Genomic DNA, 24837 nt, shown 5'->3' on the forward strand with positions numbered 1-24837 from the left:
GGTTATCTCAGGGATGAAAGGTTTGCTGGAAGGTCGCGGTGATGGCGTAGACCTGGCCGCCGCGGTGCACTGGCTTGTAGCCGTTGCACTTGTAAAGGCCAAGCTCACCCAGGGGCGGCTCCCAAAGGAAGCCCTTCGCCCCTTTGTGTCGGTCGAGGAACGCCATGATGTCCTTGATGCGCCCCTTCAAACCGGTGAAGGTCACGGGCCAGGATTGCGACCGATTGTTGAGGCCGTCCTCGACCGACTGCTCGTAGCCATCGCCAAACTGCTTGGAGCGTACGCGCTGGGTGATATCACCCTCCGCGCCCTTCTCCGTTTCCCAGATGAATCGTTCGATGGCCATCAGCGCCCCTTGATTGCTTTGTTGATGACGCCGCCCTGGCGCATGTCCTTGGTCCGCAGCTCCTGATACTTCTGCTCGACGAACGTCGCCAGCTCTTTGCCGAACAGGTCGTAGCCGGGATCATCGGATGAGGACGACGCGTTGCCGTCGCCGTCGATGTGCACCTCGACATTGATCTGCGTGCCGCCGGCGCTGCCACCGCCCATAGCCATAACGCCAAGCTTGCCGCTGGAGGTGCGCGTGAGCGGCATGATCGCCTCTTCGCCCGCCTCACCCATGATCCCGGTCTTGCCGCTGGCCATACCGAACGCCGTGGGTTTGCTGACGACAGAGTTGGTGAACGCACCGCCATCGGCGAACATCTGCACGCCGTTGGCCCAGGCACCACCCAGCGCCTGAGGAAAGTAGGTGTTGGAGTAGCCGGCCGCCGACGCGCCGAGATTCGACGAGTTCGCTCCCGCAGAACCTGCAGCAAGACCATTGCCGCCGCCGGCCGCACTGCCACCGAAGTAGCTCGCTGCCGCCCCCACCAAACTACCCAGCAATGCCGAACTGGCCTGGCGTGTAGCGATGCGTGCCATGTCCGCCAAGATCGACTTGGTGAAGTCAGCAAACGATGCCTTGCCTGTTATGGCGAAGTTGACCAGCGAGTCTTCCATGGAGCTGAACGCATTACCGAACAGACTTTTGGTCTGTCCGGCGATGTTCTGCGCCGAGTCCAGGTAGTTTTCCCAGGCCGCCGTAGCGCCCTTCGTCCAGTCGCCTTGGGCGGCCTCCACATCCGTGTAGTTCTGCCGGATCTGGTCGGTAGCTTTCTTGTTTGCATCGGCGAGTGCCTGCGATTTGCGGGTGAACTCTTCCTCCGACATGTTGCGCGACGGGTCGGAACGCTGGTTTTCCAACTCCAACGCCTGCTGAGCAAACCGATCTTGCTGGCTGTTCAGCTCCCCATTGAGCGCGTTCTGTCGATCTCCTTGCCCAACGCCCAGCACGGCGCGTTGCCCGGCTAGCTCCAGGGCCCGCTGTTGCTGCCCCAGCGCCTGCACGTACGAACTGATCGCCCGCTCCTGCTTGGCGAGTCGCCCGGCCTCATTGGTCGCCAACACCTCAAGCTGGCTATCCGCATCCTTCTGCGCCTTGACCATCCCTGCGCGCGCGTCGGCGATCTTCTGGTCGAGTTGGATGCTCTGCGCGGCAGACGTGGACTTCTTGCCCTTGACGGCTTCCAACGCCGCAATCTCGGCCTCATACGCTGCCGTGGTCTGGTCGAGCTGGTTGCCGATCAGCGCCTGGCGCCGCAGCAGGTAATCAGCCTCGGACAGCAGGCCGGCCTTCTGCGCCGCATCCAGTTCCTTCTGGTAGTTTTTGTAGGTGTCGGTGATCGCGGCCAATTCGTTCTTGGCGTCGTTGAAAGCGGTCAGGTCGACCTGTGTGCCTGCCGCCTTTGGGTCTTTGTTCTTGGTCTCAAGCCCTTTCAGCAGCGTGTCGTACGCACCACCAGAGAACTTGGCACCGTCGAAACTGACACCATCAAGCAATGGTGATTTCTGCCCGGTTTTCTCGGCGTTTTCGTAGAGGGCGCGGAACTGATCGTTGAGTTTCTTCAGGCCAGCCTGACGCTTGGCCAGAGGGTTGACGTTATCGAGCTGCGCATCCAGCGCCCGCTGAGCCTCAATTGCCTTCTGGTTCGCGTCGGTATTTTCACCGGTGGCGATTGCCAGATTGGAGCTGGCCGTCTGCCTCGCTTTCAGGTCGGCAAGCTTCCTCTCCAGCGCCTCGGTCGAGTCGTCATGCTCGCCAGTGCCCAGGCCAAGCGCAGTGTTCAGCGAGCTCAGGCCATTCGAAATAGCGCCGGAGATCCCGCCCCCTTTACGAGTATCCAACACCCGCTGAGTGATCTCGATCTGCTTGGCCAGGTCGGGAAAGATCTCCGACCGAACTTCAGCGTATGCGCCCTTGATAGCGGTCTTGATGTTGTCCCAATCGCGCTCGACATCGGAAAGCGACTCGCGATAGGTCTTCAGCCGCGTCAGTGCGGCTTGATTCAGGTCCTCGCTGAGAACATCCAGGGCGCGCTGACTGTCGCCCTGGTCATCCAACCCCTTAATCACCTGGTACTGCTCAAGGGTCAGCAGACCGTATTGGCTACTGATCTTGCCTGCGGCTTCGGTTGCCGTTTCGCCGGCAGTTACGAAGGACTTGGCGAGTTCTCCCGCGCCCTGTCCGGTCACCTCACTGACAGCAGCGGCAGCTTCAGCCAAGTTACGCATCTGCGTGCCGCTGGTGGCCGCGCCAGACGCCAGAGAGACAACCGCCTCCCGCGCGCCGGTCATGTTGCCTGTGATGCGACCTGCGCCATCAGCCATGTCCTTCAGACTGGCAATGGTCTGTCCGGCTCCGTTCGTGCCGCCGTTGATTGCAGCGTTGAACTCGCGGGCCTGCTTCATGGCATCGAAGTAGGCATAGCCCAGAGAGCCGATCACAGCCACCAACAGCCCGGCAGGAATCAGCATCCCAGCAAGGCTTTTGGCAGACTCGCCTGCACCAGCCCCCAGTTGAGCAATGGCCCTGGCCCCGCTACCCAGATCGCCCGCCTGGATGGCGTTGGCGAGCTGCATCACGTTTTCTTGCGCCTGGCGGGTGCCCAGCTTCAGCTTGTCGAAGGCGCCGGCGGCCTCAGTAAGACCGGTCCGGTCCTTCCCGATTTTTGCCAGAGCCTCGTTATAGCGTTCGGCGTCGATCTGACCTGCCTTGTGCAGGTCGTTAAGCGCCTTTTCCTGGGCCTCCAGCTTCGCCAGCTTGGCGGTAACAGGGTCAATCCCATTGACGGTGCGCTTAAGTGCCTCGATCTGACGGTTTTCCGCTTCGATCAGTTTTTGCTTCTGCGCCAGCTCCTTGGCTTCGGCCTTCTCGATTTTGTCGTAGGCTTTTGCCAGTTGGTCCTGGTACTTCGCCTGCTCCTCGATGGTAACCAAGCCACCCTTGCGGGCTCGCTCCAGCAGGCCCTCAGCCTGGATCAGCGATTCCATGCTGTCGATGCTGCCCGTCATCGCCTTATCGAGCTGGCAGATGACGCTGATTTCCGCTACTGCGCTGTCGGTTGCCTTGCGGCTTGCCCCGGCCTGCCGATCCCTGGCGGCAGTGGATTTGTCGATGCTTTGCGCAACATCCGCTTCAGCCTGGGAAACCTTCTTGCCGGTGTTGGCCAAGCCCTCACCGGTTTTTCCAAGGTCATCAATGGCCTTCTGAGCACCTTCTGCCGAGTGGACCAGCTTATCCAGGTCGTCAGCAGCCTTTGCGGCCTGCGACGACTCAACCGCAATGCCCAGGGAAGCGAAGTTGGTGCTCATTTGTTCTCTCTCTGTTCCGCCATCACCTGCAGGGCTTCAGCCTCCATCCGCCGGAAGTCGCTGAAAATGGTTTGTCGCTGACTGATCGGCACACCGCACATCCGAATCACGCCGGAAAGAACGCTGTAGTCCATGCCTGTCGCGCCGCACGCGCCTGTGCGCCACTGGGTGCTCATGGCCTCGAAGACTTTGAAGGCCTCCCAGTTGTCCGGCCAGATGCCGACTTCCTTGTCGGGGATGTCCTGGCGCGATAAACCGAAGGCCATCAGGTCTGCATCTGACGGCCCGGATTCATACAGCGCGCGGGAGGCGCTTAGGAGTTTCCCAGGCGGGCTTCGCTAAAGGCGTCGGCGTACGCGCTCAGCACCGCCTTGGGCGCCGAGCTGATCGAGTTGACGAGGATGCGTACGTTTTCAGGCGTGAACTTTTCCTCGATGTCCCAACCGGCGACCACGTCCATCAACTGATCGGCTTGCAAGGCGATCTGAGCGGCAGTGAACGCCTTGAGGTCCATGTCACCGACTTGCGTACTCAGCTCGTTGTGGCGCTCGTTCCAACCGGTGTACAGCTCAGCAAGTGCGGTACGGTCCAGGTACTTGAACTCGAACTCCACCTTCTCGGCGTTGTAGCCGGCCCGCTGGATCAAGACCGTCGCTTTGAACGTTGGCTTCTGGATCAGTTTGAACTTGGCCATGGGTTACACCGTGGCCGCGTAGCGAGTTGGTAGGCCAGTCAGGGCAACGCTGATAACACGGGTCATCAGGTTGTTGCGCGACATGGTCGGCGTCGCGGTGATCGACACGTATCCGTTGTAGATGATGCTGCTACCACCCGGTAGGTTAAGGCGGAGCAAACGAGGCTGCTTGTCGTCGTCCGCTGCCTCGCAGACAGCCACATAGGGCTTGGACGGATCGTCAGCGACGGTGTAAGTCAGCGTGATCGGGTTCTTGGTGGTCGGCATCTGGCGGTCGTTGTCGTCGGCCACGAAGCCAAAGGTCAGGAACTGTTGATCACCACCGGCCGAGTTCATTTCGGTGACCTGCGAGATCTCGGTGAAGGCAGTCACCTCGCGGACAAAGCCGATACCGGAGCCCGCTGGATACTGCTGAGTGTTGGCGGTGTTGACGCCTGCCAGGGCGAACGTACCGCTGGCAATTGCCCCCACACGGACGCCGCGACCGTCGAGGCGAGTCCAGCCGGAATTGACGGCGATCACATCGCCCTCGGCCAGGCCATGGGCCGCAGCAGTTGCGATTGCCGGATTGGCATTGGTCAGCGCAGTGAACGGGATTTCAACGCCGTAAGTCGATGCAATCTCAAGGGTGGCGCCGTTGGGCATTTGGATGCCGGCCATGGGTGTTTCCTCTTTTCATAAATGACAAAACCCGCACAGAGGCGGGTTTCGGGGTTTGCCCAACGGGCTTATTCAGGTGGCGATGTCTGCTCGGTATTCGAACGACACCGGCACGGTAAATGTGGGTGGATCAGGGATGCCTGGGCCAGGGTCAACTGGAGACATCGTAACGACGGTGAGGCCTGCCTTCGTGTCTCTCGCGTACAGCGGAAACAGCGCGGTCAGCTCGGCTACCAGTGGGTTCGTCTTTGTCTTCCCGGTGTTCGCCGGAGCCACAATGCTGACTTGGTAGACGCCGATGAAAGCGCGGTGGTCGCCAGCGAGCGTGCTGCTCGCGGTGTCACCTGGGAGCATGAACACCCGCAGATAGGTCTCGCCGTCGGCCGGATCGTACTGGACGTTCTCGAACACAACCTTGATCGGCTCTGCCCGCGCCTTGCTCCAGGCAAGTAATTTGGCCTCGTAGATCGACGCGATAATGGCGTGGCTCATACCTGGTTGTTCCTTGTGGCTTCGTCGACGATCTGCTGGAAACGGGCCAGAGTGATTCGGACCATGCCGCCGGGTGCCTGGGTCGAATGCCCATACTCCAGCGGGATGCCGTACGGAAGATTGTTCACGATGTAGGCCGTCTCACCAGCCGTCAGCGCCTGGACCTGTAGTCGCAGCTTGGCCAGCGTTACACCGCCGGCCGGGTCGACCTGATCAAGCATGCCTTCTGCGGGTGTGCCGATGGAAAACTGCCAATTCCCGCGGAACCTCCCGCCGACGTAATCCTTGCCAGCTACCAAGCCATTCACATTGAAGTTCTGGTCGCGCTCTGTCTTTGTCAGGGGTTTGGCATATTTCACGCCGCGCCGCAGCTTGCCGGCCTTCGTGAAATTCGACTCGTTGAGGTTGATGATCGTGTTGCGGACCGCGACCTTGAAGTCGTAGTCGTCGGCTGCGCGGGTGTTGGTCTGGCGGTGAGCTACGTTCGCGGCCCAGATTTCAGGATTGCCTACCGGAGACATGCGAATGACGCTGCTTCCGATCTCGATGACGATCTCGCGGATGGTCGCATCGATACCACCCTTCGCGCGCTCAGCGAAGTCGCGAATGTTCTCGGCGAAGCTACCGTTCATGCTCGCGTACTTGTTCGTCATGACCGCACCTGCAGCTCATACAAGATGGGCGTCCCGGCTGGGTTGACCTCTTTCAGTGGAGGAACAATTGACCAAGCGCGGCCCTGGGCAACCACCTTATCCAGCAAGCCCGGCACCCAGGCCAAACCCTGGGCAGCGATCTTGAGCTTCTTGTCGCCCTGCCTGATGAGGCTGTTGTTTTGAAATTCTTGGCCGGTGAAGTCGAGCAGGATGCCTTGGGCGATTTGCTCGACAGTGGCGCCTGGCGCTTCGCCGCCCGTATCAGGGTCGTATTCGCCCGGCTCCGTCTTGCTGATGGTCACTGGCTGGCCAAACTCTGTGATCATCTCCAGAGCCATCACTGCCATTTCTTCGTAGAATGTCATTTGTTTACCTGATATGGACTTTTTATGACTAACAACGAAAGAGAGCTGCTGCTGGTCGAGGCCGCAAGCCGCCTCGTCAAAGCGTCCACTGACTTTACGAGCGTGGACAAACTCCCGGCTAGACAGGCGCTCAGAGAGGCCATTCGTGATGTATTTGCTGGGACACTCGCAGAAGAGTTTACGGACGAACTGATAGCCCAATATGCTCGCCACTACGGCTCGTTTGACGCAAACGACTTCAGCATTTTGGCTGGTCTTGTATCCGTAGCAACGGATGAGGACTTATCTAATGTTTTCGTCCATTGTAAAGCTAGGCAAATGGTGAATTGTTGAATCAGGCCCGCACGGCAAACAGACCGCGTTTCTGTAGGTAATCAGCAAATTGGGTTGCGCTGGGCCGGTCCGGCGCCGCAGGCAACAGTCGGCCGCTGGTGTTGGGGATTGTTGCGTACTCGCGAGTTACTGCGCCTTCGACACGCTCCAGTGTTACGGCACCTTTGCGCTTCTCCACCGGGTCGATGTCGTCCTGATGAATCTCAGCGGCCAGAGCCATCTGTCCGTACTGGATGCGCGCCGGAAGGTAGTTGTTCGGCTTGATCTCGTGATCAAGCAACACTTCTCGGCGCGGCCAGGACAGTCCCTGCTCGCTGCTGGTCTTGCGCCCCTTCCAGGTCATGCCATCCATCGCCAGGGCGGCCCGGCGCAGCAACGCTTCCTGCTCGGGAACGCCAGCGGGGATGACCGTGCCGAACTTCACGGCATACCGTGCCAGGTCCTCGGCGCTCGCGTAGCTTTCGGCGTCAAGCTTGCCGGTGCCGTCCTCGATGATCAGGGCCATGAGTTATTCCGCGGGAATGGTTTGAAGATTGGCTATCGAAACACCGACAGCCAGCAGTATTACTCCTTGGTCAGCTCAGCGGCGAGCTTTTCCAGGGATTCTTTCGAGGCGTTGGCGCGGTAAGGCACTTTGGCTTCGTCCAGCTTCGCTTTCAACACTGCGATTTCGCCAGCCTCATCAGTAACCGAAGGAATAGCAGCCTGCTTCAGCGCTTCGACCTCTTGACGCAGTGTATCGACACTCAGCAACAGGCCGTCACGCTCAGTGGTCAGCTCACCAACCGAAGCATGGATGGTGCCGAGCGCTTCAAACAAGCGCAGCGCCAGTTCACCAGACTCTGGACGGTGGATTTCGCGAGCTTCAAGGCCGTCAACAAGGATCTGGATCGACCCATGCTCAGCACGCAAAGCCGCGATCACCTTTTCCAGTTCGGCCTGGTTGCCCGCACCAACAATCTGCGCCCGCTTGGCTTCCTTCACCGACACGTCAATACCGGCTGCTTCGTAAGCATTGACCACGCTCGGCCAATCGCCAATCACCAGCACGCTAGTCACGCCGGCTTCGGGCTTATCGAAGTGTTCCGGGTTTCGGTAACGCTTCTCCGGGTCGAAGCCGCTCAGTTGGTTGCTGTAAGTCAGTTCCATGTGTTTCTCCAAGGCGGCCATTGCTGACCGCGCGTTGAGTTTTAGGCTTAACCGCCAGTAACAGGAGGCGTTGCAGTGAGCGTGATCATCACGCCGGCGGTAACCTTGTTGCTGCCCGCATGCTTGACCCAGTTGGCAGCGGAACCGACCGCAGCCAGGGTTGGGTTAGAACCGCCAGTGGTGGCTTTCCAGCTGTAACCCAGCACGTCGATGTTCACGGTGCCTTCAGCGCGGTAGCCAATGCTCAGGTTCTCTTCGTCGTTCACTTCGTAGGAACGGAAGCCTGGGGCCTGCGACTCGGTAATGGTCACGGCGTTTGGCAGCAGGCCGAAGATCACGTCCGCCGGCGCGGTATCGGTCACCAGTACCGGCTTGCCCAGGGTGCCCGGCAGGCCGCCGTAGATCACGACGCCAGCTTCTTCGTAGATCTTGTTGGTGATGGCTTCATCGACGATGTCGAAGTAGGCGCTGGAGTGCATGACCCACAGAGCAATACGGCCGAACTTGTCGCCGAACTTGCGCATACCGCGAGTCAGCGTCTTCTTGCCATCGGTTTCGATGTTGGCCGAAACCACCATGTCAGCGTTGGAGCCGATGGCGGCACGCAGGCCAGCAGTTGCGTACTGGATGAAGCCTTCCAGGGTAGCGTCAGCAACGTCAGCACCGACGATCTGGGAGAACTCCTCGACCGGACGACCGCGGCGCTTGAACGCCTCTTCAGTGGTCTGGTATGGACCGTACTTCCACGGAGCCTTGACGCCGACAGCTTCGCCGGCGCTGATCTTCTTGGCAGTCACCTTGCCTTCAGAGTTGACGTCGCGATGTTCCAGCGAGCCGTTCAGCTTGTAGAGCGCACGCTTACGGAAGTCGCCTTCGATCAGCTCGTTATCCAGCACCATCGCGCCGTTGGACGACGCGTTGAACACATCCAGGTTGTCCTGGACACGCTCCAGGTATGCAGTTTGCGCCTCATCGTTGTAGATGATCAGGTCGCTGTTAACGGTTGTAGCCATGGGTCTTTCCCCTTACTTGGGCAATGCGAGGTATGCGGTTTGGCCGTGCTTGCGCTGGAAATCGCGCTTCTGCTCGGACGTCATTTCGGAGCGCTTGAATGCAGCCTTGCCGCCACCCCCGCCCGGGGCAAATGTCCCTGAAGCCCTTGGCCACAGGTGGGGTGCGCTTTCGCGCAGAGATTCCGCCCATTCAAGCGGAGTCAGAGGGGTCTTGCCGTCTTTACCGAGGATGACCTGGCCGGATTCATCAACGGCGACAGCATCGCCATCTTCGTTAAGGGTGAACACGCCTTTGGCGCGCAGGATGATGTCGTCTGTTGCTTCTGGCAGAGCGCCGGCTTTCAGCGCTGCGCCGCGTACCGAGTCGCCCAGGACTTTGCCCTGGAACTTGGCAGCGAAGGATTCAGCTTTCTCTGCGCGCTCGCTGATGGTCTTCAGCTGCTTGTCGTAGTCGCCACGCAGGCGCTCGGTGCGGCGGTTGAAGACTTCATCCACCTTGCCCTCGGTCAGCAGCTTGGTTTCTTCGTCCTGGCCCGCACGACTGAGCAGACCTTTGACGGCGTCGATGTCGATGCCTTCAAACTGGGTTTCGAACTGGGTCAGCTTGCCGGTGGTGTCTTTGAGCTTGCCCAGCAACTCTGTGTTCTTGGTCTTCAAACCGGAAACGGATGCTTCAACGGCAGTCGCGATAGCGGCCTTGATTGCCGGGTTTTCCAGGTCGATTTCGTTTTCTTCTGCCACGTTGATGCACCCCTTGGGTATGTCTAGCCCGCTTTGCAGGCATAAAAAAACCCGCCGAGGCGGGTTCGATTCAGATGTATAAGTCGAATCGGTTCAAAAGTATGTTGTCCATCTGCCTCAAGCTTACCGGTCGCTTTAGGTGATCCTCGAACAGCTGTCGAGCTCTTAGGAAGTGATCCACGTAAACCCTGTAGTTCTTTGATTGACCCGCAGTTGTGTAAGCGAAAACCCAGTCCTGCTCGTCAGCGACCCATTTCAGAGCCGTTCGAGCTCTTGAGTCCATCATCGGAAACAGCTTCGGACGATGAAAATGGAGATACTTTGACGAGAAGCTGCTGCAATCTTTTTGGGTGACTTTGGTGACCGCGCCGCACAAAAAGGAGTGAACCTTTACTACATCGCCAATCAACATGGGCGTGAGGTCTTGGTGCTCATCAAGCATATCGAGCAGCTCACCTACCATCGAGTCTGCAACGGTCTGTCCCAGCAGGTCATAAAAATTTGCTGTACCACTCACAGGCTCGGCTTCGCTCGGTGTCCGTCGCTCCGCGGATGCAGAAAGGCTTCGCCCGATAATCAATGCCTTAGAAGCAATCTGCGCCTTGTCAGTATTGCTCGGGTTATCTCTCACGAACTGATAAAGCATTCGGTTAGCAGGAATAAAAATTCCACAACCTTCATCTGTGCCGATGATGTCGTTGGTTAGATATGGAATGGATGGTTCGCTAAGGTGCATACATGACTCCCCGTCTATGTCACGCATACCATAACGGCACTAATTACATTTTCAAGCCAATCCAGCCCTTTCAAATGCCAGCGGTTCCAGCACTTTCATCTGGGCTAAGGTCAACGGCGCGAAGTTGCGATCAAGCTGCAGTTCGGCGAAGCGCTCCACGGTCAATCCGCCCTCGCGGAACAACTTGGCACGTAAGGGGCCGATGGCGACGTCCTGGAAAGCTGCTGGCTGCTGCTGCAGCCAGTGGTAGTAATCAAAGTCGGCACTCACCTGTTTTCCGCCATCAGCCCCAACAGAGGCCCGCGTCGCGCCCTTGGCAAACATCTCGCTGAGCTTGGTCAGCAGGATGAACGTGGTGCGGCAGTTTGGGTGAAATGGCGGCCTTGGCCCGGAATCCACCGGAAACCTGCGCTTATCCATCGACCGGCATTGCTGGCTGGTCTTGCTATCCAGCGTGGCCACCATCTGGATCTCTTGCACGATGTCCGTGTTGGCCTTGGCCACCTCCATTCGCGCCTGGGACGACACATGCTGAATAGCGGTGTGCACGACCGTGCTGACATTTCGGTTGGTGGTGGCCAGGATGCCGTCTTTGTACCCTGCCGCCTTGGTGCCGCGAATGTTGCGAATGATCTGGAAGTTCGTCAGCCCTTCGAAGAAGCCCTGCCGGATCGTGCCGGTGACGCGCTCACGCTCTGCACCTGTCCAGTTCTTGATGAAGGCCTTGAGCAGCTTCCCGCCGCCTGTGCCGCGCACACTGAGCGGATTCGTCAGCACTGCGGTGCGAATTGCTGCGGCCGTCGGCGCGACCACATCCAGCGACACACCAACCGGTGCCGACCTGGCAATGCTGGTCGCCTCGAACTCAGCCTCGTAGTTGGCGATATCCACCAGGTCCAGGCTCAGTTGCGCGCTGTAGCGGTCGAAGATGCCCAGCAGCAGGCCATCCACCTCCTTCAGCAGCGCTTCCAAACGCTTGACGTTGTACTCGGTCAGGTCCGACTGGGTCAGCCGATCCCGTATAGACCGGTCAATCTCCTTAAGGAAAGGAGCAAATTTGCCGACCTCCCCTGCCTTCAGCTTTTCGAGGAAGACCGCGTGCCGGATCGTGGCATCAAGTACTGCCGGATTTACCGCCATTTGGTTTGTCCTCGTCGTCCAGGCCTAGGCCGTCGTCCTGCTCTTGCAATTCGCCATCGATCTGCAGGTCGGTACGCTCTGGCGCGATCAGCCCCAGCTTGCGCAAGTAGGCCCGCAGGTCGGCCTTGGCGAACCCGCCGTTCTGCCACAAGCCAACCAAGGCCGTGATCATTTGCGGATCAGCCGTCAGCTCGACGAACTCCTGATTCACCTGATAGGCGACCTTCTTGTCAGCGATACCCATGTAGGCGCAGCACCACATGATTGCCCGGGTGTATGCCTCGCTGACGTTCGCCACGCAGCCGGCCAGCACCGAAGTGGAAGCCGATTGGTCGCCGCGGGCCTCGGTCGCCGTCTTGGACGACAGAGACGCCACGACCATCCGCGCCCCGAGCTCGATCATCATCTGGTTCTTGTCGTTCATTGCCTCCTTGACCAGCGTGTTCGGCAATGGCTGCGCGTACCCGAACTGGCCGCCGGCCGGCAGCATCATTGGCGCCCTGGAGCCGACATAAACGCCGTTTTTCTCCATCCAGTCGCGCCACTGCTCATCTAAACCACTGATCCACGGCTGAGCCTGGCCACACCAGAAGACGCTATCTTCGTAGTCGGCACTGTTCCGGTAATGGCCCAGGTTAATCATGGCAATGTCGTAGAGCGGCGACTCATCAATGCTTGGGTCGTTGTTCTGCGCGCCAACGAAGGTGAACGGGATCTCCTTGAGACGCCCCGTGACGCCCTCCGGTCTGAACTCTTCGATGACTGCCAGTGGCCCGCCACCTTTCGGGCCGGATCGGCGCCAAACACGACAAACGAAACCATCCTCCTCAAGCGCCAGTTCCCGGTACTGCTCAGCCGTCTTGTAGCCGAAGCCTTCAGGAATCTCCGGAGACTCGCGCAGCACCACCAGCGTCAGCACGCTGTGGCCGTTAACCATGCCCGTGCGCCAATTGATGATGTCTTCCGCGCAGTAGGACAGGATCACCGAGTGACCGCCGATGCCGTCGTCCTGGTGAAAGTCAACGTACAGCCCGTGGCGCCCAGCTTCAAGCACCTTCTCCAGCGTCCCTTGGGAGTGCTGGTAAATGCTCACCCCGGAGCCGTTAGCGTTGTCTTGCAGGTATTCCAACTTCTTCGGGACCGTCAGCGTCGGATCTTTGTGGAAGGCCAAGCCCAGCAGCCCGTTTCGGGTGTGCCCGGTGGCATTCTTGAACACCGCCCGCTCGCGGTAAGCCCGGTTCCGATCTTCGTTCTCCGGCGACTTGTCGTGCGCGTTGATATACGGCAGCCGATCGACTATCCGGTGCTGGCCCGCGCAAACGTCGCGAACGGTAGCCCACCGGTCAAGCACTGCCGTGTATTCCGCCCGCTTGAAGGAGACGTCGTTACTCATCGGGCGTATCCCATTTTGATAGCGGTGACCGGTTTGATGATCGGGTAATCGCGGTGGATGAAGTAGCCGCCGGCGTCGTTCGCGTGATCGATGCCGGCGGTCTTGTCTGGCTCCCCGTTTGCGCCCCACACCTGCTGCTCCAGGCCATCGGCATAGGTTGGGCAGGTGAATGGGTTGACCAGGTAGCGGCGCTCGCCCTGCGCATTGCAGAAGACGGCGTTCATTGCGTTGATTCGATCCTTCACCGGCGGGTTTGCCGCTGGAGCGATGACCGCGAACCCGGCCTGTCGAAGCATGGCAAGGTCAGTGATGCTGGCGTTCACAGACTTGCGCGAATCGCCCGAGGCGTCCGGGTAGATCCTGATTTCGCAGGTCTTCTTGAAGTCGTTGCCGTCGTGCTGCCAGTAGCGCTCCTTGATGCGGCGGATCATGTCGGGCGTGTCGTAGCCGTCGATCAGCTCATCCACGGCCCTGGGCAACCCCTGATCTCGCTTGACGTGGGTGATGGCCGCCATCTTGCCGACGTTGAAGTCCATGCCGATGAAGAGCGGCTCACCTGGCTTGACGGTGTCAAAACATCCGTTGAGCTTGCGGTCGTAGGCCGTGTAGATAGTGCCCGACGTCAGGTTAACGAACTGCCCACGGAGATAGGCCTGAATCAATTGCGGCGGGTACGACTCCATCAGGGATGAGATGTAGTCATCCGGCAGGTTCAGCTCGTTGTCGAACGTGCTGGCCTGAACAAGGCCGTACATGTCGTTCAGCGCCGGCTTGTCACGGAGCTGCTTCACGAACTGCTGGTAGACGAACTTGAAGCCCTCGGGGGTTGTAGTTACGTCCACGCCGTTCTTCAGCCCTGGCAGGTTGTAACGCATCCGGGCAATGATCTTGCGCCAGGCCTGTTGAGCCTTCAGTAAGCTCATTACGTCCAGCTCATCGACCAGGGCCTGGCCGATCTTGAAGCCCACGATGGTCTGCGGCTTCTCCATCGACCGGCAAATAACAGTGCCGCGATACTGCCGGCCGCTGTAGATGTGAACCTCATGGTTCGCCTGGTTGATCTTGGTTTTAAGCCCCCAGTCATAGGCCACCTCATCCATGGTCGGATAGAAGATGTCCCGGATCTGCGGGTAAGTTGGCGCGAAGTAGCCAGCGTTGACGCCGGGCCACTCCATGAAGTGCTTGCTCAGTGCCGAGCATCCCACCCAGGTCTTGCCCGACCCGAACCCAGCAACGAATGCACGAAACTTGTGGGGCAGTGTGAGGAACTGAGCCTGCGGAACGTTAAGGCTCGGCATTCGGCTTCCTCGCATCCACCACGTCGACCTGGATGCGGGTCGGGATCACAGGTTCATCGCCCGCCTCTTCCTTCCTGGCCCGGTTGACGTAGATGTCACCGGTTTCTTTCGCGGCCTGTTCGAGGATCTGCATGGCTAAACCGATGTTCTTCATCGTCTCGGCCTTCTCCACAAAGCGGTTCATGGCGCGGAGGCGGAAGGCGCGGTTGGCAATGGGTATGTCTTCTGTCTCTTCGCGGAAACGCTTTCTGGTCTGCTCGAAAAGAGTCTTCCATCTGTCTGCGAGTTTCTTACCTGAAACCTTCGTCGGGTCGTGGGATTCGACCTGCTGACGAGTGATGCTCAAACTGAATTCTTTCTGGACCGCCTCAACCACCTGAGAAGGCGTATCGAAGCAAGCGAGAGCCTGTACTACAAAGGTCTTCACCTCACTGCTTAGAGCTGCCATAGGCGTTCATCCGTCCAAACCTGTCCAAAATCAGGCCGACTTGAGCAGACAGGTTCCGCAGGCCCTCGCAATGTACAATTTCCCCACCTCAGCAGGACTGTTTGCAGCATCCACCAACGCTTGAACGTCATGGCTTGCACCATAGCGACGGACCACACCGACGAACTCTTCCACGTCGTGGCCCTGCAGCTTGATCTTCGGCGCGCCGTCTTGGGTGAATGCTGGTTGACCGTACTTGTCGGTCGCGTGAGCCAGGTGGTACAGCTCATGTTCGATCAGCGCGCAGAACTCAAGGTCGCTACACTGGGCGCAATAGTCAGCCGCCAGGGTGATGATGAAGCTCGGCACATCGCCGAACCAGTCACGCATCTGCTGTTCCATTCGGGCCTTCTGCCAACCGCCGGCGCGGAACGCTACCTGCTCGGCCTGGCCCAGGACTGCCCTTCCCTGCTTCTCGAAGCTCGACGACGCCCACATGATCCGGATGTCTGCATCCAGTAGGTGGGCATGGTCTTCGTTGTGAATGCTGCCGGTGTCGGCAAGGATCTCGGCTTGTAGCCATTCCCACACTTCGGGTGCGGGTATCAGGCGTATTCCGCGGTCGGATACCTCTGACAATTCAAACAACGTAGCTGGAGGCATGGGACGAATCATTGATCGCCTCCCAGTTAGGCTGCTTAGTAGTCATGGAGACTCACAAATGTTTTTAAAGATTCAACGCATCATGGCTTTACGACACCATATTTCCGCTACGCTTGAACTGCAGCAGCAAATGACGGCGCGCTAATTTGGTAGACGCCAAAAATATGTATTTAACCGGGGATACGCCGTATGAATACGCTAGACATCGAGAAGGACGTGCCAGAAGCAGTACTGAACCCACAGAAATTCAATACATTAGGGGCAGATGAATGGCCCGTTGGCACGATATTGCCTGTGTACTTCCCTCACAAAATAGAACTACCTATTGGATGGTGCTTGTGCGCCGGGCAGGAGATCACAGACAAGAACTCCCCCTTCTTTAACCGTCACGCGCCAAACCTGATTGACGATCGTTTTCCAATGGGGACCGCGTCCCCGCAGTCGTATGGCAAATCAGGTGGCGCTAACCTATTGAAGCCTAGCGGCGACCACAATCATTCTTACACTATTCAAAAACGATCCCCGCAGCCGTCGCCGCAAGGCTATCAAGGCAAAGGTGACGCCTGCTATATCAGTACCCTCAGTACAAGCGATAACGGCAACCATGACCATGGGGGCGATAATCGGCCAAACTGGTTTGGTTTGCTCTACATGATGAAATATCTTTAAGCGCTGCTTGCGAAGACACTGTCTGACACAGCATGAAGCCTGCAGCTTTTCCTAAGGCTGGCTCCCTTAGCTGAATGGGTCGGCCGGCTTTGCGATCGAGCGAACGAACCACATGAAGCCCTGCTGCAGGTTGGTCTTGGCAAGGGCCAAGGTGCGTTGATCCACGCTTTCAATCTGGCCGATCTGCTTGAACAGCTCGCCTGCGTCGGCTTCCAACGACTTGATGGAGTTCATGCCGTCGATCTCGGACTGGGGCAGGTCGCGGTAGCCAGTGATTTTCTTGTGCTGGTTATCCATGGGTGATTCCTCATGATTGTGCGCCACGATTTGGCGCATTCGAAAACGTGGCGCGGATTACTGCGTTGCCCGATTGAGCGCTTCATCCGCCTTGTCGGCAGCCTGGGCGGCGGTAGTTGCTGCCTTGCTGGCCTTGTCAGCGGCGGTGCCTGTTTTGCGGGTCAGTTCTTCCAGCAGCCGGTCGCGTTCGGTCATCGCGGCGTCGTAGGCCTTGCGGATTTCCTGCACCTGGTTGCTCTGCTTTTCGGCGAGTGACCAGTAGGCGGCCTGATACCCCAGCACCAACCCACCACCCACCAGCACGACAGCAATGGCCCAAACCTCAGTCCGGCGCCACCAGCGGCGGGCGATAAATTCCAATGCGCATCTATCCATCAGGCGATACCTCCCAGCTTGGTGCGCAGGCGAGTGATCTCGTCGCTCTGCTGCGTCACGCGGTCAGTGAGTTGAGCGACTTGACTGGTAAGCGCTTCAATCTTCCCTTCCATGCGCCCTACGGCGGCGGCCAAGTCATTCCGCTCTTTGGCGAACTGATCAGCGCGGGCCTCGGCTTCTTTGCGGGCGGCGCGCTCCTGGTTCAGCAGCTCGTTCAGTCGCTTCAGCGTGCCGATGTCGGCGCTGTCCATTGCCCGGTCAGTCGCATCCTTGGAAAGGAACCGGCGCAGCCAAAGCAGGCCGCCCAGTACAACGGTGGCGCTACCGCCCAGCCAAGTAGCTGTGCCTGGGCCGAGGTCAGTAGGATCCATCGTTGCTCCACAAAGAAAATGGCCTGATTCGGCCGGTACAGTTGAAACGACGCTCCCAGAACTCACAGCACGGAGCAGTGGGTTTGGTGGGACCAAAAACGAAACGCCAAGCTATGAATAACAAAAAATGAACTGGCACTAGGCCACTAGTGTCGTATCGGCATCATATGGAGATAACGATGCTTCGGTCCCGAGATTTTTCAATAAGTTACCTGTTCAAAGATATTCGGCAGGTGTTTGTCCAGTCGGACTTCCACATGACTGATGCTGATGCTTGGTACTACTCGTGCCTACATGCCCGCGTGGACCTTTTATACGGGACACATAACTCGCAAGCGGACAATAAAGCGTTACGTGCGCATGCAGAAAAATCAGGGTTAGCGGATGTGACGTGGGATGAGCTGAGCTAAGTGCGCGTCTTTCCGCGCTGTCCGCCAAAGACAGTCCCAGCGTCGACGCCCCAATGCATCGATCTCGCCGGTCTTGTCTCGCGCCACCCTGGAAGCACAGTGAGGTCAGGATGCACGGGCTGCCGGTGTTGATTCCGTACGTCGCACTACCGGCTATCGACGTCCAGGCCTCCCGAGGGCTGTCCTGGCTACAGGTAAAACTGGGTACATCTGGGAAAGCATCCACTTGGTAGCGGCTTTCCTCGGAGGTACAAAAAAGCCCGGCGCATATGTCCGGGCTTTTTCTATTGCTTCCAGGCGTATTCAGCAGGGGGTCAGGCCGGCACCATCGGGATCAGGCTTGGCCGAGGCCATCACGAAGTGGTTGCTGGATGCGCGCAGGTTGGAAGCCAACGTTTCATCAGTGGCCTGGCTACCCGTTCGCCACATGGCCAGGGTCACCTCCAGGCGCTTCACGCCGACGCTTGGCAGTTCGGCCAGCATCACCACGGAGCGATAAGCATAGGCAACAGGCTCGGCGAATGCCGACAGGGAGAAACAGGACAGGCAGGCGGCAAGCGCCAAGCCCAGGTAAGCGGACATTCGCTTCATCATTCGGCATTCCTTTCGGTGGGTTTCTTTGGGCAATAAAAAACCCGGCGCGGTGGCCGGGTTCTATTTAGTCAGTCCTACACACGCAGGAATGACAGGATGGGTGAATAATGCGACATGGCGACATGATATTGCAAGCCCTTTTGAGGGACTATTTCACGCCGCTTCGCACTCCAGCACTCCCACGACCTCAAGCATGTGCTGTGCATCGACCAAAGCCTCGTCCACCATCGACTCAAGCGCCCCCTTGATAGTCTTATTCCAGCGCTGATAGGTGCGCTCCGTCAGGCCTTGTGAATCCCAGTTCGTCATGTCGTAGTTCGACTCGGCGAGGACGATCATCTCACCCGGCTTCGTTTCAGCCACTGACCTGGCGTGCTTGTTGGCGCGGGCAGCATCGGCGTCGGCCGCTTTGTTGCGCCAATCCCACTGGCCCTCATCCTTGTTTTCCCGATGCTTTGGAGATTTGACCTCGACCACGGCGCGCTGGACGCCTTTCGACTGTTGCGGTACAGCCCAGACCAGAACCGCCTGCTGAGTGAAGCGCAGTGGCGCAGGCGAAGGCACAACCGCTACAAGCCGCCCAATGGAATCGATCTTGCGCCCGCGGTGGGTGCTGTACTTCGCCACCAGCGCGTTCCAGTGACGCGGACTGAGCTGGGCGTGCAGCAGCTTGTGCACGATGCAGTCGGCGAGCAGTGCCGCATCCTTGCCGGTGATCTCTCCCTTCAGCTTACTGGTCTGCACTCGCGGCTCGACGTTGCAACCCCCGGCGCTGTTGATGGTTTCCGCTGCCAGAGCGCGGACGACTGCAGAAATGACGTTTTGGTAGTTCATGCTGCAGCCCTCTTGAGTTCTCTGGTCATTGCACGGTACTTGGCCTTGATGGCCTTGATCTCTTCCACGGTGTACTTGCATGGCGCGTGCAGCCCCTCAAGCCAGGACACCTTCTCTTCGCCGATGCGCTGCACCAGGCGGATGCGGTACTCCACGGCGTTGCCGGAAAGGTTGCGGTTGCACTTCACGCACTGGCGGTGGATGTTCAGCGGCTCGAAGCGCAGTTCTGGGCAGGCCCCGACGGATCGGTAATGCCCAGCGTCCCACCGGCTACCGGTCATGAGGTCGTTGTCGTTCGGCGTCGAGTCGCAGCTGATGCATGGCAGGTGAGCGTCACGCAGGCGCACGTACTCGTTCACCGCGGCCTGGGCTTCGCGCAGGTGGTCAGCACGGGTCTTCAGCTTCTCCTTGCGGACCTTGATGTCCTTGCGCTCGATCTCGGCCAGCGCCTTGCGGGCCTTCGGCTCGTTCCGTGGCGCATCGATCATTGCGCACGCCGGGCTGCACACCGCCTGCCCCATCCGCGAAGGGACGAATGAGGCCCTGCACGTAGAAACGCGGCATTTCTTCGGCTTGGCCGGCTTCCGTTCGATGGTCATACAGCCTCCTTGGCTTTCTGCTGTACAGGAGAGAAGTCGCGGCGAAGTGGCATTAAGTGAGAAGGGAGTGCGAGGCAGGCTCCGCGCGTATTTTGAATTCCAGATATCAATCCATCGCCGATCACAAGCCAGCACTCAAACCCAGACGCATTGCTAACTGGGCGGCCATCCTCGGGGTCCAGCCATGCGCTAATTTGTGATGGCTTCAGTAGTTCGACGAGCTCACACGTCTTGCCAATATTCCCAGGATATTTTCGCGTCCCAACAATCAGCGCCAGGTCGCCCGGCTTGAAGTTATGGCTCATGCGGCCTCCTGGCTAAGCAGGTCAGAGAAGTACACGCCCTGCGGAGCAAAGCGCGCGACGATGCGATCGGTGTAGGCGATGCCCTGGGCGCGATTGAATAGGCTGGTCACCGGGAAGCCGTCAGGACCGAAGAGCTTGCACTCCCCCATCATGGCCAGCTTCGTTTCGTACGGCAGGTGGCGCATCACCCGGTACCACTCGGCCTGAAAGCCAGCATCCTCGTTCAGCAGGATCTGCACGCCGATGTGCAACTTGCAGTACTGGCGGGCGTCGGCGGCGTCACCGATCTGGGTCATCTCGGCGATGCGTTTGTACATGGCGAACCAGAGGCGGTTCTGGTCGAGCGTGCGGTCCTTGCCTGGGCGAAGGCTCACCACAACGAAGTGCTTGTCCTCGAACATCTTGGACATGCGGGTGATAGCCTCGGTGAGCATGGAGCGGCAGTTGACGCTGATCTTGTCAGTCATGACTGGCCCCCCTGGAACATTAGCAATAGGCACAAAACGATAAAGGCGATCCCTATCACATCGCTCATGACTGCTCCCCTTTGCCCATAGCGGCGTCAGCAGTTGCTCGCGTCTTCGGGCATGGCAGGCCGAAGTGATTCGTGTACTTGCCGCAAATCACGCAGCCGGTGAAGCCGATTGCGGGATCATGAAATGGCTTGAATGGGGGGCGGGCATCGCGCTCCTTGCGCAGCGCCTCGTTCTCGGCCTTGAGCTGGTCACGCTCGGCTTGCAGAAGGTTTGCCCGCCCAGTTGCGATTGCTGCGGCTTTGCTCTCGGCGTTGATAACCTGCTCAGCCCTTGTGCATGCGGTCGACAGCCTCTCGTTATCGGCGATCAGGGCCAGGACTACGGCAGGCGTGCAAGCAAGGAAGAATTCCTCGTCGGCAGCGCCGTTATCACCGACGAAACCCCACTCATCGTTCTTGTGGTCGACCTTGAGAACCAACGAGCCATCATCACCAAAACACTCGTATTTCAGTCCACCTCCGCAGCTGTCGAGCCGATCATGAACGCGCCCCGGAGTCGCAGCATTTGCCAGCGCCTTCAACTTCGCTTTGTCGATGGTCATAGGTCAGCCTCCAGTGACTCACCGCCATCACCCGGCGCAGATCCAGCCTTCGCCAGCGCAATGACCTTCTCGGCCTGTTCCAGCAACTCAGGGTACTTATCGTTCCAGTTCTGCTTGTAGGCCTTGGCCATCATGGCTTCGAGGGTCTTCAGCAGTTCTGGAGCGGTGCGCATGAGGTAAGCATTCGCCCAGCTTTCGTCGCCGATCACGAACTTGATGCCGTTGTGGTCAATGGCACCGATGGTGGCGATCTCAAGCGGCTCTCCATCTCGCATGACGCAGACGCAATAGTCCTGGCGGTCTACGAGCCATTGCTCTTTGGTGTGGTTGCTCATGTCCGTTGCTCCGCTGCTTCTGCGATCAATGGCATGCGCTCCGACTTGCGCGCCTCACTCCAGGCTTCTGACGTGCGATCTTCAGCGCTGCCCTTGTCGACCCACTCCCACACCGGGCGGCCGTTGCTGACCATGTAGGCCCGGTACATCTTGCTGTACTGCTGCTGGCGGATTTGCTGGACGCCACGACCTTTCAGGAAGCGCTCATCACCGGCCTGCGGTTTTGGTTTTGTCTGGGCGGTGCTGTATCGAATGCTGGTTACGGTCATGTCCGTTTCTCCGCGCCGCACACCGGCTCGCGCTTGATATTCATTTTTGCCAGCAGCAGCGCACGCGCTGATTTGCCGTCGGCCGGGATACCCTGCTGAAGGATTCGCGCTTGGGTCTGCTGGTCGGCCAGTTCGTTGGCGAGGTCGAACTCGGTCTTCTGGCTGTCGTGGCCGATGCCGGTTGCGATCCGGCCGTCGAGCGGATGCCCGGCCTGGGCGCGGCGAAGGATGATTTCGTAGTTGCGGTCGAACCTGGCCCGAAGCCCCTTGTCTTCCTGCTTGGCCCCGCGAAGGTCAAACAACCCGGTAGCCTCAGCGGCCAGCTTCACCGCTTCGTGGCTGTACGTGGTCATCAGCGCCTCGATCCAGGCGTCACCAACAGCCGGCATGCCGAAGTCTTCAGGGCCTGGCGCGCACATGGCGATGAACTCACCGACGCTCGGCGCGAAAGGCTTCTTGAGCTTGCGACACTTCTGGATACCGAACTCAATCTGCTCCAGGGTGCGGATGCCCGCGTCGGCGAACTCCTTGATCCATTCGGCCTTGGCAGCATCGAGCGCTTCGGTGGACGGCCAAGCCTGGCGCCATGCAGGGAAGATCCCACGCAGCCGGCGGAACAAGTCGTTAACCACCTCGACCGTCTGCGGCGTGATGTCGAGCGGCTGGACATGGCTTTCAGCGGGCAGGTTGTCCATGGTCGCCATCAGTTGGTTGACTGGCTTCATGGGCGAGCCACAAGGCCATCGGCCCACGCGTTGCTGTTAAAGTCTGGCTCGCCGGACTGAGGGCGCGGCGTGAACTGGTGGACGTTGCTACCGGCCGGCGACGGATCAGGCACTTCGTCTTCCCAGCGTTTGCCGTTGATCCACGTCGATGGGTGCGGGATGAACCGGCCGTCGTCCTTGAGCCAGTCTGTCGTGAGGCACTGCGCGCCCAGGGCCTGAACCAAAGAATCGAAAAGCTCGTTGGTCAGCTTGATCTTGTCCCACGCCTTGCGTGCAGCCTCCTTTCCCACCTTGCGTGGATACAGGCCCCAGAACTGCGCGAACAACTCAGCGTGATCGACCTCATCATCGCCATAAGGCTTTTGTTCTTTATCTTCTCTTCTCTTCTCTTCTCTGGTCCGCAAACTGTCCGCATCACTAGCGGACACATTGCGGACATTCTTCGCCTTTCTATCGTTGCGCTTGCGCTCATTATCGTTGGCGCGGCGCTTGGCGCTGGCCCCGTTATGCTCTTCAAAGCGAGGCATTACGAGGCTTCCATCGTCTTGAATGCCCGCCCATTCCACGTCAATCATGGCCTGGGTAAAGCCTGGCCACCCCACCACCGCATCCATCGCGTCGACGGTGTAGCCAACCAGCACACCATCATCACAATGGGTGTCGAAGATGCTCCAAGCGATGTGCAGTCCGCCGATGATCCGCAACCTGTCCGCCTTCAATGCGGACACCATGCGGAAAACTTTCGGATGAGTTTGAAGGTCGATTCGCATTTTTATCCAATCTCCGGCCATTACTTGGCTCCTTTGCCGACAAGGCCGGCCAATTCAAGGAAGCGATCCACGTACCAGTGAGGCTGCGTCTCGCGGGGGCATTGAGGGCTGGTGAGGTTCTTGCCGTAGGCCAGGCCTTTCTCGGTCACGGACCAGAAATCGACCATTTCCTGCTTGGAGTTTTTGCGCTGGAGCAGCGTCAGGAAGCCGTGAGTCTTGAGTGCAAGGTTGAAAGCGCGGGCGGTGCTGGCGATGGCGTGATCTTTGATCAGGGCGGTGATTGCCTTGGTAGGCATCGAAGAGCCGCCAGTGGCATCAGGGGCGGCGTCAACGGCATAGCCTGGGAGGAATTTGGCATCCAGGCCGTTGTTGGCGGCGATCTGCGCAAGCATCATCATTTTGCTGGAGGGCGCCGGCTTCAGCAGGCGATCGAAGCATTCCAGAATGGCGAGTTCGCCGATGACCTTGGAGTTGTTCGTCTCCTGGCCGGTGTAAGAGCCGGTCTTTCGAATGGTCGGCAGGACCTGGCCAACCACCCACTCTTCGAACTGCTCAGCAGCCGGAAGCTTGGACTTCATCACCAGCCGGTAGAGATCGCGTTCAGGGATGATTTGCACTGCGCGGACCTGACCTCCCATTTCGGTATGGCAGGTACTGACCGCTTTGCAGTGGACATTGATCGCCTTCGACGTGTTGGAGTACCCCAGGGCTTCGGCGATGTCCTTGGCGATGAACCATGGCTCCCCGTGACCGTCGTCAATTACGCGGACGGGAAAGCCGTGGAAGTCGAAAGGTGTCACTGGTTTAATCCGCGCCACGTTTTCCGATTGCGAAAAACGTGGCGCGGGAAGGTTTGGACTATTGATCGTTTGGTTGGCTTGGTGCATGATTCGCTCCACATGTTGTGTTGCTGTTGAAAAAGCCGGGATTGCGCCCCGGCTTTTTTGTGTCTGAAATTCAGGCTGCCTTCACCGACTGCTTGAACACTTCCAGGCTGACGATCACTTCTTCAGCCTCCTTGAGCAGTTCCGACTTCTCGCGGGTGCATACGCGGCCATCGGCCTGGGCGTCGAAGGCAAGGCGCGTAACGTCAGCCAGGTCAGCGTGCAAGCGCAGCAGCGCGGAGTTAAGGTTGATGCCCTCGGGCTTTTCCTTCGGCACCAGGTCGAAGCCAAACGCCTCGGCCCACGCTTTCAGCGGGCGGAAGTCCAGGGTGAACTTCATAATCCGGTGCAGCTCCTGGACGTTCAGCTTGTGGCTGTCGTAGTCCGGGTTCGCCTTCTGAGAAAGCAGCGTCTTCGAAGAGAAGCTGGCGCCCTCTGCAATCCGCCCTGCCCCGTGGTCGTCAACCACGTCATAGATCGCCTTCATCAATTCCTGCATGTAACACCTCGAAATTCTTTACGTGGCGCCCTGCAGGTGCAGAGGCGATCATTTACTCAATGGAACGGCGGACAGGGATGTCAGGCGGCGGACTGCTGCGAAGCCTCAACAGATGCCGGAGCGATCTGCCCCCACGGAAACGATGGGCAAAGGTCGGTGCGGTTTACGACGCCACCGGTCAACGCTTCGATTTGAACTGCGCGCTTTGCTGGTACTGGGCGCTCGCCGGAGCACCACTGATTAACTGTGGGTGCAGTGACCTGCAGCAGGCGCGCCATTTCCACCTGACTACCCAGCAAGCGAGATGCTTCTTTGGCCGCTTCTGCTGATTTCATGAGTTCTCTCCTGGAGATTTGTGTCGAATATAAGGC

36 protein-coding genes are annotated in these 24837 nt (G+C 58.9%); 2 read left to right on the forward strand and 34 right to left on the reverse strand.

Features of this window, described 5'->3' with window-relative positions:
- Window positions 1-7 precede the first annotated feature (7 nt).
- From HX823_RS00345 to HX823_RS00430, 18 genes are all read right to left on the reverse strand, one after another.
- Window positions 8-346, reverse strand: a complete 339-nt coding sequence (locus HX823_RS00345) for a phage tail protein (RefSeq protein WP_177073844.1) — start codon at window positions 344-346, stop codon at window positions 8-10.
- Complete coding sequence (locus HX823_RS00350) at window positions 346-3696, reverse strand: phage tail tape measure protein (protein ID WP_177073845.1); 3351 nt, start codon at window positions 3694-3696, stop codon at window positions 346-348. The genes HX823_RS00345 and HX823_RS00350 overlap by 1 nt, the downstream gene beginning before the upstream one ends.
- Window positions 3693-3962, reverse strand: coding sequence for a DUF1799 domain-containing protein (locus tag HX823_RS00355; RefSeq protein ID WP_068936707.1), 270 nt, complete (start codon window positions 3960-3962; stop codon window positions 3693-3695). Before HX823_RS00355 ends, HX823_RS00350 begins: the two co-directional genes overlap by 4 nt.
- Before the next feature lie 47 nt (window positions 3963-4009).
- Window positions 4010-4390, reverse strand: coding sequence for a phage tail assembly chaperone (locus HX823_RS00360; RefSeq protein ID WP_177073846.1), 381 nt, complete (start codon window positions 4388-4390; stop codon window positions 4010-4012).
- Between the two features lie 3 nt (window positions 4391-4393).
- On the reverse strand, window positions 4394-5050 hold the full coding sequence (locus HX823_RS00365) for a phage tail protein (protein ID WP_177073847.1): 657 nt from the start codon (window positions 5048-5050) through the stop codon (window positions 4394-4396).
- Window positions 5051-5122: 72 nt separating this feature from the next.
- Window positions 5123-5542, reverse strand: a complete 420-nt coding sequence (locus HX823_RS00370; RefSeq protein WP_177073848.1) for a phage tail terminator-like protein — start codon at window positions 5540-5542, stop codon at window positions 5123-5125.
- The gene (locus HX823_RS00375; protein ID WP_177073849.1) at window positions 5539-6195 is read right to left on the reverse strand and encodes a hypothetical protein; all 657 of its coding nucleotides are present in this window, start codon (window positions 6193-6195) and stop codon (window positions 5539-5541) included. Before HX823_RS00375 ends, HX823_RS00370 begins: the two co-directional genes overlap by 4 nt.
- A complete protein-coding gene (locus tag HX823_RS00380; protein WP_177073907.1) occupies window positions 6192-6560 on the reverse strand; it encodes a hypothetical protein in 369 nt (122 codons plus the stop codon). The genes HX823_RS00375 and HX823_RS00380 overlap by 4 nt, the downstream gene beginning before the upstream one ends.
- Window positions 6561-6894: 334 nt before the next feature.
- Complete coding sequence (locus HX823_RS00385) at window positions 6895-7398, reverse strand: DnaT-like ssDNA-binding protein (protein ID WP_122427695.1); 504 nt, start codon at window positions 7396-7398, stop codon at window positions 6895-6897.
- Window positions 7399-7457: 59 nt separating this feature from the next.
- Complete coding sequence (locus tag HX823_RS00390; protein WP_163002017.1) at window positions 7458-8042, reverse strand: hypothetical protein; 585 nt, start codon at window positions 8040-8042, stop codon at window positions 7458-7460.
- 47 nt (window positions 8043-8089) lie between these two features.
- The gene (locus HX823_RS00395; protein WP_169903609.1) at window positions 8090-9055 is read right to left on the reverse strand and encodes a major capsid protein; all 966 of its coding nucleotides are present in this window, start codon (window positions 9053-9055) and stop codon (window positions 8090-8092) included.
- Window positions 9056-9067: 12 nt separating this feature from the next.
- Window positions 9068-9796 (reverse strand): hypothetical protein, encoded by a 729-nt coding sequence (locus tag HX823_RS00400; protein WP_122427692.1) that lies wholly within the window; start codon window positions 9794-9796, stop codon window positions 9068-9070.
- Window positions 9797-9866: 70 nt separating this feature from the next.
- Window positions 9867-10532: a hypothetical protein gene (locus HX823_RS00405; RefSeq protein ID WP_163002016.1), complete on the reverse strand. Its 666-nt coding sequence runs from the start codon at window positions 10530-10532 to the stop codon at window positions 9867-9869.
- A 51-nt stretch (window positions 10533-10583) separates the two neighbouring features.
- Window positions 10584-11672: a minor capsid protein gene (locus tag HX823_RS00410; protein ID WP_177073850.1), complete on the reverse strand. Its 1089-nt coding sequence runs from the start codon at window positions 11670-11672 to the stop codon at window positions 10584-10586.
- Window positions 11647-13065, reverse strand: coding sequence for a DUF4055 domain-containing protein (locus HX823_RS00415; protein ID WP_177073851.1), 1419 nt, complete (start codon window positions 13063-13065; stop codon window positions 11647-11649). The genes HX823_RS00410 and HX823_RS00415 overlap by 26 nt, the downstream gene beginning before the upstream one ends.
- Window positions 13062-14363, reverse strand: a complete 1302-nt coding sequence (locus tag HX823_RS00420; RefSeq protein ID WP_177073852.1) for a terminase large subunit domain-containing protein — start codon at window positions 14361-14363, stop codon at window positions 13062-13064. The genes HX823_RS00415 and HX823_RS00420 overlap by 4 nt, the downstream gene beginning before the upstream one ends.
- A complete protein-coding gene (locus tag HX823_RS00425) occupies window positions 14350-14811 on the reverse strand; it encodes a DUF2280 domain-containing protein (protein WP_177073853.1) in 462 nt (153 codons plus the stop codon). The genes HX823_RS00420 and HX823_RS00425 overlap by 14 nt, the downstream gene beginning before the upstream one ends.
- Window positions 14812-14841: 30 nt before the next feature.
- Window positions 14842-15465, reverse strand: coding sequence for a putative metallopeptidase (locus tag HX823_RS00430; RefSeq protein ID WP_177073854.1), 624 nt, complete (start codon window positions 15463-15465; stop codon window positions 14842-14844).
- 177 nt (window positions 15466-15642) lie between these two features.
- On the opposite strand from HX823_RS00430, the gene HX823_RS00435 reads away from it, so the two are divergent.
- Entirely contained in the window at window positions 15643-16122 is a 480-nt protein-coding gene (locus HX823_RS00435; protein ID WP_177073855.1) for a hypothetical protein, read from the forward strand.
- Between the two features lie 66 nt (window positions 16123-16188).
- On the opposite strand, the gene HX823_RS00440 is transcribed toward HX823_RS00435, so the two are convergent.
- Genes HX823_RS00440 through HX823_RS00450 form a run of 3 tightly spaced genes read right to left on the reverse strand, consistent with a single transcriptional unit; the run spans window position 16189 to window position 17165 of the window.
- A complete protein-coding gene (locus HX823_RS00440; RefSeq protein WP_177073856.1) occupies window positions 16189-16419 on the reverse strand; it encodes a hypothetical protein in 231 nt (76 codons plus the stop codon).
- Window positions 16420-16476: 57 nt separating this feature from the next.
- Window positions 16477-16794, reverse strand: a complete 318-nt coding sequence (locus HX823_RS00445; RefSeq protein ID WP_177073857.1) for a hypothetical protein — start codon at window positions 16792-16794, stop codon at window positions 16477-16479.
- On the reverse strand, window positions 16794-17165 hold the full coding sequence (locus HX823_RS00450; RefSeq protein WP_025856073.1) for a chemotaxis protein: 372 nt from the start codon (window positions 17163-17165) through the stop codon (window positions 16794-16796). Before HX823_RS00450 ends, HX823_RS00445 begins: the two co-directional genes overlap by 1 nt.
- Window positions 17166-17344: 179 nt before the next feature.
- On the opposite strand from HX823_RS00450, the gene HX823_RS32200 reads away from it, so the two are divergent.
- Entirely contained in the window at window positions 17345-17575 is a 231-nt protein-coding gene (locus HX823_RS32200) for a DUF6555 family protein (protein ID WP_371317935.1), read from the forward strand.
- 303 nt (window positions 17576-17878) lie between these two features.
- Here HX823_RS32200 and HX823_RS00455 read toward each other — a convergent pair whose 3' ends face one another.
- The 13 genes from HX823_RS00455 to HX823_RS00515 form a co-directional block, all read right to left on the reverse strand.
- Entirely contained in the window at window positions 17879-18166 is a 288-nt protein-coding gene (locus tag HX823_RS00455; protein WP_177073858.1) for a hypothetical protein, read from the reverse strand.
- 156 nt (window positions 18167-18322) lie between these two features.
- A complete protein-coding gene (locus HX823_RS00460; RefSeq protein ID WP_177073859.1) occupies window positions 18323-19003 on the reverse strand; it encodes a hypothetical protein in 681 nt (226 codons plus the stop codon).
- On the reverse strand, window positions 19000-19602 hold the full coding sequence (locus HX823_RS00465) for a recombination protein NinG (RefSeq protein ID WP_177073860.1): 603 nt from the start codon (window positions 19600-19602) through the stop codon (window positions 19000-19002). The genes HX823_RS00460 and HX823_RS00465 overlap by 4 nt, the downstream gene beginning before the upstream one ends.
- Window positions 19599-19907 carry a hypothetical protein gene (locus HX823_RS00470; protein ID WP_177073861.1) on the reverse strand — a complete coding sequence of 103 codons (309 nt, stop codon included), beginning with the start codon at window positions 19905-19907 and terminating at the stop codon, window positions 19599-19601. Before HX823_RS00470 ends, HX823_RS00465 begins: the two co-directional genes overlap by 4 nt.
- A complete protein-coding gene (locus HX823_RS00475; protein WP_025856078.1) occupies window positions 19904-20374 on the reverse strand; it encodes a hypothetical protein in 471 nt (156 codons plus the stop codon). The genes HX823_RS00470 and HX823_RS00475 overlap by 4 nt, the downstream gene beginning before the upstream one ends.
- Before the next feature lie 64 nt (window positions 20375-20438).
- Entirely contained in the window at window positions 20439-20984 is a 546-nt protein-coding gene (locus tag HX823_RS00480; protein WP_177073862.1) for a hypothetical protein, read from the reverse strand.
- On the reverse strand, window positions 20981-21319 hold the full coding sequence (locus tag HX823_RS00485; RefSeq protein WP_177073863.1) for a hypothetical protein: 339 nt from the start codon (window positions 21317-21319) through the stop codon (window positions 20981-20983). Before HX823_RS00485 ends, HX823_RS00480 begins: the two co-directional genes overlap by 4 nt.
- Window positions 21316-21588: a hypothetical protein gene (locus tag HX823_RS00490; protein WP_177073864.1), complete on the reverse strand. Its 273-nt coding sequence runs from the start codon at window positions 21586-21588 to the stop codon at window positions 21316-21318. Before HX823_RS00490 ends, HX823_RS00485 begins: the two co-directional genes overlap by 4 nt.
- Window positions 21585-22313 (reverse strand): replication protein P, encoded by a 729-nt coding sequence (locus HX823_RS00495; protein WP_177073865.1) that lies wholly within the window; start codon window positions 22311-22313, stop codon window positions 21585-21587. Before HX823_RS00495 ends, HX823_RS00490 begins: the two co-directional genes overlap by 4 nt.
- Window positions 22310-23104 (reverse strand): Pyocin large subunit-like protein, encoded by a 795-nt coding sequence (locus tag HX823_RS00500; RefSeq protein ID WP_177073866.1) that lies wholly within the window; start codon window positions 23102-23104, stop codon window positions 22310-22312. Before HX823_RS00500 ends, HX823_RS00495 begins: the two co-directional genes overlap by 4 nt.
- Window positions 23104-23970, reverse strand: a complete 867-nt coding sequence (locus HX823_RS00505) for a Bro-N domain-containing protein (protein ID WP_177073867.1) — start codon at window positions 23968-23970, stop codon at window positions 23104-23106. The genes HX823_RS00500 and HX823_RS00505 overlap by 1 nt, the downstream gene beginning before the upstream one ends.
- Window positions 23971-24040: 70 nt before the next feature.
- Complete coding sequence (locus tag HX823_RS00510) at window positions 24041-24466, reverse strand: phage regulatory CII family protein (RefSeq protein ID WP_177073868.1); 426 nt, start codon at window positions 24464-24466, stop codon at window positions 24041-24043.
- Between the two features lie 80 nt (window positions 24467-24546).
- Window positions 24547-24801 carry a Cro/CI family transcriptional regulator gene (locus HX823_RS00515; protein ID WP_064451097.1) on the reverse strand — a complete coding sequence of 85 codons (255 nt, stop codon included), beginning with the start codon at window positions 24799-24801 and terminating at the stop codon, window positions 24547-24549.
- Between the last annotated feature and the right edge of the window lie 36 nt (window positions 24802-24837).

This window comes from Pseudomonas sp. P7759, assembly GCF_013386445.1.
Classification (GTDB): Bacteria; Pseudomonadota; Gammaproteobacteria; order Pseudomonadales; family Pseudomonadaceae; genus Aquipseudomonas; species Aquipseudomonas azotoformans_A.